At 68.0% G+C, this 12952-nt stretch carries 9 protein-coding genes; 1 reads left to right on the top strand and 8 read right to left on the bottom strand.

The genetic code is table 11. The features are described from left to right. Positions 1-302: 302 nt before the first annotated feature. A complete protein-coding gene (locus MHN80_RS18325) occupies positions 303-1565 on the top strand; it encodes an HNH endonuclease signature motif containing protein (RefSeq protein ID WP_239402909.1) in 1263 nt (420 codons plus the stop codon). Between the two features lie 620 nt (positions 1566-2185). On the opposite strand, the gene MHN80_RS18320 is transcribed toward MHN80_RS18325, so the two are convergent. The 8 genes from MHN80_RS18320 to MHN80_RS18285 form a co-directional block, all read right to left on the bottom strand. After that, positions 2186-2929: a sulfite exporter TauE/SafE family protein gene (locus MHN80_RS18320; protein ID WP_081486988.1), complete on the bottom strand. Its 744-nt coding sequence runs from the start codon at positions 2927-2929 to the stop codon at positions 2186-2188. Next, the gene (gene purH, locus MHN80_RS18315) at positions 2916-4490 is read right to left on the bottom strand and encodes a bifunctional phosphoribosylaminoimidazolecarboxamide formyltransferase/IMP cyclohydrolase (protein WP_239402908.1); all 1575 of its coding nucleotides are present in this window, start codon (positions 4488-4490) and stop codon (positions 2916-2918) included. Before purH ends, MHN80_RS18320 begins: the two co-directional genes overlap by 14 nt. Next, positions 4487-5110 carry a phosphoribosylglycinamide formyltransferase gene (gene purN / locus MHN80_RS18310; protein ID WP_239402907.1) on the bottom strand — a complete coding sequence of 208 codons (624 nt, stop codon included), beginning with the start codon at positions 5108-5110 and terminating at the stop codon, positions 4487-4489. The genes purH and purN overlap by 4 nt, the downstream gene beginning before the upstream one ends. Before the next feature lie 96 nt (positions 5111-5206). After that, entirely contained in the window at positions 5207-6808 is a 1602-nt protein-coding gene (locus MHN80_RS18305; protein WP_239402906.1) for a DUF6350 family protein, read from the bottom strand. Positions 6809-6985: 177 nt separating this feature from the next. Continuing rightward, positions 6986-8194, bottom strand: a complete 1209-nt coding sequence (locus MHN80_RS18300) for a DUF5336 domain-containing protein (protein WP_239402905.1) — start codon at positions 8192-8194, stop codon at positions 6986-6988. A gap of 176 nt (positions 8195-8370) precedes the next feature. Next, positions 8371-10338, bottom strand: a complete 1968-nt coding sequence (locus MHN80_RS18295; RefSeq protein WP_239402923.1) for an acetoacetate--CoA ligase — start codon at positions 10336-10338, stop codon at positions 8371-8373. Continuing rightward, complete coding sequence (locus MHN80_RS18290; RefSeq protein WP_239402904.1) at positions 10338-11981, bottom strand: AMP-binding protein; 1644 nt, start codon at positions 11979-11981, stop codon at positions 10338-10340. Before MHN80_RS18290 ends, MHN80_RS18295 begins: the two co-directional genes overlap by 1 nt. Before the next feature lie 55 nt (positions 11982-12036). Further along, entirely contained in the window at positions 12037-12951 is a 915-nt protein-coding gene (locus MHN80_RS18285) for a CoA ester lyase (protein WP_239402903.1), read from the bottom strand. Position 12952: the final 1 nt, after the last annotated feature.

The following is a 12952-nucleotide window of genomic DNA, read 5'->3' as shown; positions in this document are numbered from 1 at the left end:
AAGCGACGAGACCTCCCCCGCCCCCTGAGGTGCGAGGAGCACAAGCGACGAGACCTCCCCCGCCCCCTGAGGTGCGAGGAGCGCAAGCGACGAGCCTCGAAGGGTTCGCAACGAGATTCAGCCCGAAGATCCCGGACTCCATTGTTCGACAGCGAGCCAAATCCGAGACGGATGGGACAGGAGTTCACCCATGTGAACGATCCACGCATAGTCAACGGGAAACGACGCACAGTCGACGAAATACGCTGCACAGTCGATGATTTCGTGATTATCGGTTGTGGAATTTCCTCGAAATCGAACGAATGTTCCCGTACAGTGGAGACATGCCAGAGCTCGCCACTCTCCTCGACCACCTCATCGAGACCACCCCGCCCACCGACGACCCCACCGGCGCAGCAACATTCGACGCACTGAACACACTTCGACTCATACGCAATATCGCCGACCACCAGATCGTCACCCACACAGCACAACTCGACGAACTCGGCGTCGCACAGAAAGTCGGGAGCACCACCAAGAAGATGCTGATCGAGTCAGGGCACGCACCGAGCTCGGCCCACCGCGTCATGCGCAGCGTCGACGCCCTACCCACCCTCCCCACGCTTGCTCGTCACGCCGCCGACGGACGACTCACCGCCGAAATCATCGACGCCATCATCCGCGGAATGAACCACATTGAAAAGCGGTGCTCGGCACCTCTTTCCGACGAAGACAAGACGGCGCACGAAATCGAGCTCCTCGGCCAAGCACTCTCCGGGGCAACGCCGACACAAGTCCTCCAACACGCCCGCACCATCGGCAACACCCTCACCGACGCCGACGACACCGGCATCCCCACCGCCGACGACTCATCCTTGAACACAGTCAGCGCCCACACCACCGACGACGGACGCATCGACATCCGCGCCGACCTCACCCAAGTCGTCGGCGAAAAGTTCCAGGCCATGATCGACGAACGATCCTGCCCGCGACCCGAACCCGACGGCGCCCAGGATCGGCGCACCGCCGAGCAGCGCCGCGCCGACGCCTTCGAGCTGATCCTCGACCAAGCAGCACTCGGAGCCACCCTCGACACCGTTGGTTCCCCACGGACACAACTCATGCTCACAATCCCCGCCACCGGCGCCGACCCAGCCACCCTGCCCTGGACCGGATCCGTCAGCCATGCAACAGCGAAACAGCTGTCATGCGACGGGTCGCTGACCGAAATCGTCCTCGATGCTGAAGGCGTACCCCTGCAGATGGGACACACCCACCGGCTGTTCCCACCACACCTAAGGCGAGCGACGATCCTGCGAGACCAGTGCTGCATCAAATGCGGTGCACCACCGTCACACACCCAGGTGCATCACATCGCACACTGGGCCGACGGCGGACCCACCGACCTCGACAACGGCTGCCTGCTCTGCCAACGCTGCCACACCCAAGTCCACCACCACGGGTGGGACATCGTGATGGGCTTCGACCGCCATCCATGGCTAGTCCCACCCGCCTCGATCGACCCACACCGCAAACCCCTACCCGCCTACAACCGACGCACCATGCGACTCGACAACGCCGCCTGACCACACCATTAACAGAACTCTGCCCACACACACACTTTCGCGTAGCACCTTCGCACCCGGGCCTTGCCCGGGACCGCAGCTGTCCCTTGACAACTCGACAGTGTCACAGCAGTCGGCTCCGTTCCCGGTCGAATCGTGGGCCGGGAACGGGTCGCACTGCCAATTCTCGTCGTCGCTAATCGTCATCGCACCTGGAGCATCAGCGGGTGACAACCGCCGTGGGCCGATAGACTGCGGCCCCGACAGAGAAAGCGCTCCCCACATCTCCAGGGAGCGACGGGGGTCGCACTCCGCCACCTGGAATGACCGCACCCTGGCGGCAGTCGGGGACCACGAAAGAACGCCCGTTTCGGTGTGGAGTGGGCTTGCTTGCGTCACCCCACTCCCCTGCGGCGCGCAGGTTGCGAGCGTCACGAAGGGTTCCGCAACTTCGGCCACCGGACCCCTTCGTGATGCGCCCTCCGCGAGCTCCGTGCGCTCCTCAGGGAGCAGAGGGGGCCAGCGAGTCCGCGGTTCTCCCGCATCAGGCATCAGCGGGTGCCGGCGAGTCCGCGGTTCTCCCGCATCAGGCAGCAGCGGGGCAGCGGTTGTCGGCTGCGGTCGTCCCCCAGGCCGACGCCTCAGCTGAACGCCAACCACCCCGCGAGGCCGAGTCCGCAGACTCCGACCACTATCCGAAGTGGTCCGGGCGGTAGGCGTTTCACCACGGGCGGACCACACCATCCACCGGCCAGGCAGCCGACGGCCATGGCGAGCGCCGCCCACCACTCGACGGGTCCCCAGATCATGAATCCGACGGCGGCGACCGTGTTGGCGATGCCGAGGAACAGCGATTTGGACAATGCTGCGCGCCACAGTGGTTCGCTGGTCACCACGAGCATCAGCGCGAGGATCATGATCCCGGCCCCCGCGCCGAAGTATCCGCCGTACACCGAGATCAGCGTCAATCCCAGGATGAACACCCAGGGGCGTTCGACGTGTGAGGTCGCCCAACGTCGCAGGACGGGTTGTACGAGTAGCGCGACCGCGGCAATCGCCACGAGGAACGGCACAACGGCCTCGAACGCCTCGGCCGGCGTCGAGAGCAGCAGCACCGCACCGACCGTGCCACCGATCAGCGAGGCGACTGCGCCGATGATCAGACGTCGCCGGTCACCGTCGAGGAGGGAGCGTCCCGACTGTGCGGTGCTCCCCACCCCGACGGCGACCAGCGCGACCGTGTTCGTGACGTTGGCGGCGATCGGGCTGAGCCCGACGGCGAGCAGCGCGGGATAGCTGACGATCGAGGCCAGCCCGGTGATGTAGCCGATCAGGCCGGCGCCGAACCCGGCGACGACCAGTAGAGCGAGCTCAGTGAGCGAAATGGCGCGCCCCGGTGAGGTAGAGCGTCACGCCCGCCTCATCGGCCGCCTCGATCACCTCGTTGTCGCGAATCGATCCGCCGGGCTGGGCGACGGCTTTCACCCCGGCCGACAGCAGTACCTGCAGTCCGTCCGGGAAGGGGAAGAACGCATCCGACGCCCCGACGCTGCCTGCCGCTCGGTCACCCGCGCGCTGCACGGCGAGATGCGCGGAGTCGACGCGGTTGACCTGCCCCATGCCGACCCCGACCGACGCACCGTCGGAGGCGAGCAGAATGGCATTGGACTTGACCGAACGACATGCCCGCCAGGCGAATTCGAGGTCGGCGAGAGTCTGGTTGTCGGCCGGCGGTCCGGCCACGAGGTTCCAGTTGGCCGGATTGTCACCGTCGGCGTCGAGGACGTCACGCTGCTGCATCAGCAGTCCGCCCGACACCGGCTTGGTCTCGATCCCGGTCGCCGCCGGCGGGGTGGCCACCAGTACTCGGATGTTCTTCTTCCGGGTCAGGACCGAGAGCGCGCCGTCGGCGAAACCGGGCGCGACGATGACCTCGGTGAAGATCTCGGCGACCTGCTCGGCCATCTCCACGGTGATCTCGCGATTCGCGGCGATGACACCGCCGTAGGCGCTGATCGGATCGCAGGCATGCGCCTTCCGATGCGCCTCTGCGATGTCGACACCGATGGCGATCCCACACGGGTTCGCATGCTTGATGATCGCGACCGCCGGGGTATCGAAGTCGTACGCGGCGCGCCAGGCGGCGTCGGCGTCGGTGTAGTTGTTGTAGCTCATCTCCTTGCCGTGGAGCTGCTCGGCGGTCGCGACCCCGCCGGCGCCGGCGTTTCCGACATACAGCGCGGCCGCCTGGTGCGGGTTCTCGCCGTAGCGCAGCACCGCGGAGCGGGTCCAGGTCGCCCCGGCCCACGCCGGGAACTGCGAGTCGTCCTCGGGCGCAACGACGCTCGACATCCACGACGCCACCGCGACGTCGTAGTCGGCGGTGTGGCGGAACGCCTTTGCCGCGAGCTTCTTCCGGTCGGCGAGGGAGAAGCCCTCCGCGGCAACGGCCTCGGTCACCCGTGCATAGTCCTCGGGATCGACCACGACGGCGACCGACGGATGGTTCTTGGCTGCGCCGCGCACCATCGACGGACCGCCGATGTCGATCTGCTCGATGCACTCGTCCGGCGTCGCGCCCGAGGCCACCGTCGCGGTGAACGGGTAGAGGTTGACGACGACGAGATCGAATGCGGCGACGCCCAACTCGTCGAGCTGCGCGACATGATCGGACTTTCGGGTGTCGGCGAGGATGCCCGCGTGGACCTTCGGGTGCAAGGTCTTGACGCGCCCGTCGAGACATTCGGGGAAGCCGGTCAGCGTCGACACCTCGACGACCGGGACACCCGCGCCTGCGATGGTCTTCGCGGTCGATCCGGTGGACACGATCTCCACCCCGGCCGCATGGAGCGCCGTCGCGAGATCGGTCAGACCGCTCTTGTCGTAGACACTCACCAGCGCGCGCCGAATCGGTCGACGAGAACTGTCAGGGCTGTGTGCGTTCACGGGATGCGGGCCTTTCGTCCATCGATGACTACTCCTCTGGTGACCAGTGCGGCCACCACGTCGGCGAGCAACACGCGCTCGACCGTCTTGATTCGCTCGTGCAGGGTGTCGGCGGTGTCGTCGTCATCGACGGTGACCACCTGCTGGGCGAGGATCGGACCGGTGTCCACGCCCTCGTCGACCAGGTGGACCGTCGCGCCGGTGACCTTGACGCCGTAGTCGAGTGCGTCGGCGACACCGTGGGCGCCCGGGAAGGCCGGCAGTAGCGCCGGGTGACTGTTGACGACACGTCCACCGAACCGTCCGAGAAAGGCCGGGCCGAGGATCTTCATGAACCCGGCGGTCACCACCCACTCCGGTCCGATCGCGGCGACCTGCTCGGTCAGCGCACGATCCCACGTCGCGCGGTCGGCGTGGTCGGCGACACGGCAGGTGATGAGCGGGATCTCGTTGCGCTGCGCGACCTCTTGCGCGCGGCACACACGGTCGACGACGATCGCCGCAACCCGAAACGGGGCATCCTCGGCGCCACCGCGCGCGATCAGCGACTCCAACAGCGAACCGGTGCCCGACGCCATCACCACCAGCGGGGTGCGGCCGGGTGCCGTCGGGGATGTCACGTCGTCGAGACTAATCGCCGCACGTTGCGCCACCCGAGCCGGGTGCGACGCCGTCGGGACGGCCGCACACCGGGCGCCCTGCCGGCGGGGTTCGCCTCAGCGTTGCCGGGACGTGCCGTGCGAGCCGGGATAGAGGTCGTAGTCCGCATCGTCGGCGAGATCGGTCTCATCGAGATCGTCGTCGTACACGCGGTTCGCCGCCGGTTCGGAACCGGACGGAGAGTCGGCGACCACGGAACCGTCGTCGCGTGCATCGGCATCGTCGAGAGGTTCGTCGTCGCGGGGCTCGTCGTCGACAACCTCGTCGTCGTACTCGTAGCCGTCGTGATCGGCATCCTCGTAGTCACCGTCGTCGAACTCGGAGTACTCCGCGTACTCATCGTCCTCGTCCAGATCGGTGACGATGACGTACTCGTCCTCGTAACCGGGATCGAGCGGGTCGTCGAAGTACTCGTCGCCGACGGCGAGGCGGGCTGCGCGGGTCGACGGCAGGAAGGCGTACACCAGCACGATCAGCAGGCCGACGACCGCGATCCAGCCCAGCGTGAAGACCCCGGCCGCCGACACGGTGACGGCGACGTCACCGAACTCCCCGAGCGTGCCGCCCGCCGCGACGGTCAGGACGGCGACCGCCGAGGCCGCCACCGCCGCGGCGACTCCCACCGAACGCACATGAGCCATGGGATCGAGGTCTCGGCATCGCCAGCCGACGAAGCCCGCGACGCCGGCCGGCACGAGCAGACCGACGAATCCCCAGGCTCCGGCGCCCGGCCCGTCGGGCAGGACCGCGAGCACCGGGACCGGCGGCACGGCGCCACCGCGAACCGTGAACAGATCGACCGTCATCGCGCCGAGCTGCACGTCGGAACCGACGAGCACCGCCATCGCGGCGACCATCACGTTCGGGAGATACAGCACCGAGAGCAGGCAGAGTCCCAGGAATCCGTCGAAGTCGTAACCGGTCTCGATCAGCTCACCGATCTGCCCGTGCCGCATCAGCATGCGCAGGCACACGAGTACGGCGCCGGCGACGAGCAGCATCAGTGCCGCGACCAGTCCGTATCGGAAGCCTCGACGATCGGCGTGGGAGACGCGCCCACGGACCGCGAAGTCCCGGCGTCGACTCCACACGATCCCGGCCAGGGCGGCGCCACCATGCACGCCCAGCGTGTACAGGAACGCGACGAGCGCGCTGGGCGTCTGGATCGGCAGGACCGATCCACCGTCCATCACGACGGCCAACGACATCGCGGTGATCAGCACCGGGCCGATCACCGCCGAGAAGACGACGGCCCCCAGGTCGAACAGATCGTGCCGATCGCGTTCGGCCGAGTTCGTGCCGATCGAGACGGCCCGAGCCGTCAGCCGGGCCGTACCGGCGGCGACGATCAGTGTCGGCAACAGCGGCAGCACGCCGACGGTGACCCCGCTGATCGTCACCGGCACCTGGTGGATGGCCAACCAACCCGAGGCGATCGCGCTCGGGAGTCCGGTCAGGCCGCTGCCGGCCACGAGCAGCACCGCAAGCATGACGACGATCAGGGTCACCAGCGCGATCGCGGGAACGGTGAACGCCACCACCGCGAGCTGGCGGGCCGAACCCTCGGCCGCCGTGCGCTGCGCACGACGCGATCGCCGCAGGTTACGAAGCTGCGACGCCAGATTGTCCGTGGTCGGGTCCGGCTTGAGGGAAGGCATCGTCATGAGCCTGACACGGTCCCGGCCGACGCCGTCGTAGACGCGCCGAGTGAGCCGCGAAAGGGAGACAGCTCACCGAGCGGCTTCGCACCGGCCCGACCGGCGGGGCCGGCTCGGCCGACGGCGAAACACAGTGCCCCGCCGACCGATGGTCGACGGGGCACCGAGTGCGAGGGGTCAGTTGCCGCTTCCGGTGGGCGGCTCCGGCTTCTGGAAGACCGTGGTGGAGTGGTCTCCGGCCGGGGTGTCGGTGCCCGCGGGGCTCGCGGAGGCGCCGGGTGCGGAAGGGGATGCACCCGAGGCGCCGGCCCCGTACTGGCCGGGGCGGTAGTCGCCGTAGCCCGATTCGCCGTGTCCGGAGGCCGCACCGGCGGCCGACGCCGACGACTCCCCCGTTCCGGCGGAGTATCCGCTCTGACCGGTCGTCGACGCACCCGACGACTGCGAGTAGGCCGACGGGTCGTAGTTGGCCGATGCCTGCTGGCCGTACTGCGCCTGCGCGCTCCCGGTGCCGTAGGCAGTGGTCTGCGCGTCGCCGTATCCGCCCGTCTGCTGATGCGCACCGGTGTCGGACTGCGTCGCGGCGGACGAGCCGGGGGCCACGGCTGCGGTGGCATCGCCCACCGCGGGTGCCACCTTGATGACGCCGGCATCGGTGAGCAACCACACGACGGCGAGGACCGCGGACAGAAGGGTGAAGATCAGCAGGACGATCGCCCCGGCACCGTTGTCGTCGATGTTGAGGAACTGGAACAGGGTGATCAGGAACGAGGTGATCGCCAGTGACGCCACGATCGGAGCCGCCGGCACCTTGATGCCCGGGATCAGCGAGATGAGCGCGAGGATTCCGGCAACGCTGATCAGCGTGTACGGGGCGTTGTACTGCGTCTGGAACAACTTGAGCGCGAAGTCATAGGTCTCGGCCGCGGACAGGAATCCGCTGAAGAGCACGATGAGGCCGAAGGCGCCGATGGCGGCCGCGAGGAGCACCGGGGTGATGGCCGGGAGTCCCTGGCTCGGCTGCTTGACCGGCGGCTGGGAGTACCCGTACTGGCCGTAGCCCTGATGGCCCTGCTGGCCGTACCCGGGTTGGCCGTAACCCTGCTGGCCGTAGCCCTGGTCGCCATAGCCCTGCGCAGGGCTCTGTCCGTAACCGGGCTGTCCCTGCCCGTAGGACTGGCCGGCCTGCCCGTACTGCTGGCCGTAACCCTGCTGGCCACCGTATTGCTGCGCCTGGCCGTACTGGTCGGAGCCGGGCGCGGGGCTCGCCTGCGGACCGGTGTTGTGGGCGCCGGATTGCGGGTAGCCGGACTGATTGCCGTACTGGCCGTAAGACTGTCCGGACTCGGGCTGCTGTTGCCCGTAGCCGCCGGGTGGGTAGGTCATCGCGATCTCCTGGTCGGGTCGGGTCGGTCGGTCTGGATCAGCGGGTCGCGTCGAGGTGACGGCGTCCGGCCGTCGCCCCCCACGAGCGCAGAACTGTTCCCCACGCTAGTACACATGCCCGCCGGGTCCCATGACCCTTGCACAACGCGGCCCCCTCATCGGGCCATGGGCCGTGCTCACCAGCGGTGTGCGCGCCCCTGCTCGGCGTACCAGTCGATCAGCGCATAGTCGTCGACCGCCTTGGGGTCGATGTTGACCTCGGATCGGCCGGCCAGAATCGCGGTGACCGGAACCTCGAGTTTCTTTCCCGTCCGGGTGTGCGGGATTCCGGGGGCCTCGATGACCTCGTCGGGCACATGGCGTTTGGAGAGCCGGTCGCGGACCGAGGCCGCGATCCGGCCGATCAGGTCATCGTCGAGCGTTGCGCCGGGGACGAGGGTGACGAACAGCGGCATCCAGTAGGCGCCGCCCGGTCCGTCGACACCGAGCACGAACGCCTCCGCGATCTCGTCGAGCGCTTCGACGACCTCGTAGATGTCGGCCGATCCCATCCGGATCCCGTGACGGTTCAACGTCGCGTCGCTACGACCGTGAATCACGAGCGACCCGCGTTCGGTCACGGTCACCCAGTCGCCGTGCCGCCAGACCGGCTTCGACGCCCCGCCCTCCCATTCGTGGGCGAAGTACGCGGCGCGGTATCGCGCACCGTCGGGATCGTCCCAGAAGCTCACCGGCATCGACGGCATCGGGGCGGTGACGACGAGTTCGCCCACCTCCCCCACCAGCGGGCGGGCTGCGGGCGACCAACTCTCCAGCGCCACACCGAGGTAACGGACCGACAGTTCACCGGGCACCACCGGCTCGCCGGTCGAGCCACCGGCGAACGCGGAGACGATGTCGGTGCCGCCACTGATCGACGAGATGGGCAGGCCGGGCCGGACGTGGTCGTCGACCCAGGTGAAAAGATCTGCCGCGAGGGATGATCCGGTGCTCCCGAGCGTCCGCAGCCGGCTCAGATCGTGCCGACGCCCGGGCTCCAGTCCCGCCTTTCGCGACGCCTGCAACTGACCTGGACTCGTGCCGAAGTAGGTGACCCGCTCGTCGTCGACGATCTGCCAGAGTCGGTCGGCGTCGGGGTACAGGGGCGAGCCGCTGTAGCAGATGATCCGCGAACCACAGAGAAGTCCGGCGACCTGATAGTTCCACATCATCCAGCTGAGCGCCGTCTGCCAGAAGAACACATCGTCCGCAGACAGATCACCGTGCAGGGCACCGGCTTTCAGATGCTCGAGGAGAACTCCGCCGTGCCCGTGGACGATCCCCTTGGGCCGTCCGGTGGTGCCGGAACTGAAGAGCACCCACAACGGATGGTCGAAGGGCACCTGTAGCGGCCGGAAGTCGCCGGGGTCGCCGCTGCATGCCTGCGCGTAGTCGACGGTCGACGACCCCGGATCGATGGCTCCGATCGTGATGTGCGCGACGAGGTTCGGCAAGAGGCCCGCCAGCTCCGCACTGTCGGAGCGCTTGTCGACCACCTTGCCGTTGTAGCGATAGCCGGCCGCGGTGAACAGCACCTTCGGCGCGAGCTGACCGAGGCGACCGGCCGCGCCCTGCGGCGCATAGTCCTGACCGCATCCCGACCAGACCGCGCCGAGAGACGCGGTGGCGAGGAAGGCGATGACGGCTTCGGGGATGTCGGGCAGGTACGCGGCGACCACATCGCCGGGACCCACCCCGTGCGCACGGAGTGTCGACGCCAGGCCGGCGACCTGCGACGGCAACTCCGACCAGGCGATCTCCGAACGCTCCCCCGCCTCGTCGATCCCGACGATCGCGGCACCGGGCAGAGTGGCGTGCCGCAGGATCTGATCGACGTAGTTCAGGCGGACGTCCGGAAACCAGACGGCCCCGGGCATCCGGTCGTCGGCGAGTACCGCCTCGTCCCCGGGATCGAGGGGTTCCGCGGCGAGGGCGTCGAGGTCGAAGAATTCCCAGACCGCACGCCAGAACTGTGCCGGTTGCCGCACCGACCACGACCATTGGGTGTCGTACTCGCTTGTGTCGACCCCGAATCGCTCGTGCACGAAACGCCCGAAGCGATTCATCTGAGTGTCCGCGGTCCGCACCGCCTCACTGGTGGTCATCATCGCAGCTGCTCGAGAATCGAAACCGCCTCGTCCCGCATCGCCACCTTGCGGACCTTTCCGGTGACGGTCATCGGGAACTCCTCGACCACATGGACATACCGCGGGATCTTGTGTCGCGCGATCTTGCCGGTGGCGAACTCCCGCAGGTCGTCCGCGGTGAATTCGGTTGCGGTGTCGCGCAGGCGCACCCACGCCATCAGCTCTTCGCCGTACTTCTCGTCGGGCACGCCGATGACCTGGGCGTCGAGGATGTCGGGATGGGTGTAGAGGAACTCCTCGATCTCGCGCGGGTAGATGTTCTCCCCGCCGCGGATCACCATGTCCTTGATGCGCCCGGTGATCCGGACATATCCATTGTCGTCCATGTCGGCGAGGTCGCCGGTGTGCATCCAGCCGTCGGCGTCGATGGCCTCGGTGGTCTTCTCGGGTTCGTTCCAGTATCCGGTCATCACCGAGTAACCGCGCGTGCACAATTCGCCCGTCACGCCGCGTCCGGAGGTCTCACCGGTGCCGGGGTCGACGATCTTGATCTCCAGGTGCGGGCCGACCCGGCCGACGGTGGTGACGCGCAACTCCAGCGGATCGTCGACCCGTGTCTGCGTCGACACCGGCGACGTCTCGGTCATGCCGTAACAGATCGACACCTCGCGCATGTGCATGCGGTCGACCACCTGCCGCATGACGTACTCCGGGCACGGCGACCCCGCCATGATGCCGGTACGCAGGCTCGACAGGTCGATGTCGAGCCCGTCGTCGAGCAGATCGAGTTCGGCGATGAACATGGTGGGTACGCCGTAGAGACTGGTGCAGCGGTACTCCGCAACCGCGTCGAGGGTGGCGCGCGGGTCGAATGCCGGCGCCGGGATGACCATCGCCGCACCGTGACTCGTGGCCGCGAGATTGCCCATCACCATGCCGAAGCAATGGTAGAAGGGCACGGGGAGACAGATCCGGTCGTCGGCGGTGTAGTTCAGCAGTTCGCCGACGAGATACCCGTTGTTCCCGATGTTTCGGTGCGACAGTGTCGCACCCTTCGGGAATCCCGTTGTACCCGAGGTGTACTGGATGTTGATCGGGTCGTCGGGCGACAGCGACGCGGCGATCTCGGCGACACGTTCGAGTTCGTCGGCAGTCGCGTCGGCGCACAGTGCGTCCCACCCCGGGGAGTCGAAGAGCACGACCTCGCGCAGTTCCGGACACCGCGGGCGCGCCTGCTCGAGCATCGAGGCGTACGCCGAGTCCTTGAAACTCTCGGCGGCCAGCACGACGCTCGTCCCGGACTGCTGCAGCGCGTACTCGATCTCGTTCTGGCGATAGGCGGGGTTGAGATTGACCAGGATCGCACCGATCTCGGCGGCGGCGTACTGCGTCAGAACCCATTCGAACCGGTTGGGCGACCACAGTCCGACTCGGTCGCCGACCGACACACCCAGTCGCAGCAAACCGGCCGCGACGGCACGCACGTCTCGGTGGAACTCGGAATACCGCCATTCCCGTCGCGCCGCGGCATCGATCAGGGCGGTTCGGTCGCCGTAGGTCTCGACGGTGCGGGCCAGAGTGGCGCCGATGGTCTCGGCGAGCAGGGCCGGTGTCTCCTCACCGCGCGTGTGTGCAGGCTTCGGGTGAGCCTCGGTGCTCATGTTCTGCTCCGGTCTGTCGTCGGGCGTGTTGCCCTGGTGGGGTGGGGATGTTCGGTCAGTTCTCGCCGGCGGGATCGGGACGCGTATCGCTGACGCGGGAGAGGACGACCTCGGCCTGGCGGAGAACCGGTCCGTCGATCATCTGGCCGTCGAGGCTGAACACCCCGCCCGCGTGGTCAGCGGCGCCGTCGAGAATCCGGCGCGCCCATTCGACCGCCTCGTCGGACGGTCGGTAACCGTCCCGGATGTGATCGACCTGAGACGGGTGGATACACGCGGTGGCGGTGTAACCCAGTGCCACCGCATCGCGGACCTCGGCCACGAGTCCGTCGACGTCGTCGATGTCGAGGTGCACCGAATCGACGGCGAACTTGCCGTGCGCGGCGGCCGCGATGCGGACCATCGAGCGCACCCAGCTCGCGACGTCCCGGTACTCGCCGGGGCGGGATTCGCCGGGACCGAACCGGCTCGACGTTCCGCCCAGGCCGGCGACGAGATCCTCTGCCCCCCACATCAGTCCGATGCAGTTGGAGGTCGCCGCGATGTCCCGGGCCCGGGTCGCGCCGAGCGGCGTCTCGATCAACGCGATCGTCTGGAACGCGGTGTCCAGGATCGAGGCGACGTCCTCGGCCTTGGCCTGCATCACCACCCGGTAGTTCGTCTCCGCCACGGCCGCGAGATCGCGCCGGTAGTCGCCGGTGCCGGCCGGGTTGATCCGCACGATGGTGCGATCCGGGTCCACGGGATGGGCGACGAGTGCCTCCCGGGCTGCCGCGCGGTTGGCCGGCGACACCGCGTCCTCGAGGTCGATGATGACCACGTCGGCGCGGTCGAGGGCCTTCTGGTATCGCTCCGGACGGTCGGCCGGGCAGAACAGCAGGGCCGGCCCGGGCGGCAACCACGCGTTGGTGAGTTGCCCCGCCAGTCCGGAACCCGCGACCGGGCCGCCGGGTGGATCCTCGAAGAACATC

Source organism: Gordonia sp. McavH-238-E, assembly GCF_022348225.1.
GTDB classification, from domain to species: domain Bacteria; phylum Actinomycetota; class Actinomycetes; order Mycobacteriales; family Mycobacteriaceae; genus Gordonia; species Gordonia terrae.
Note: the sequence above shows the minus strand (reverse complement) of the source record. Positions and strands in the feature narration are given on the sequence as shown.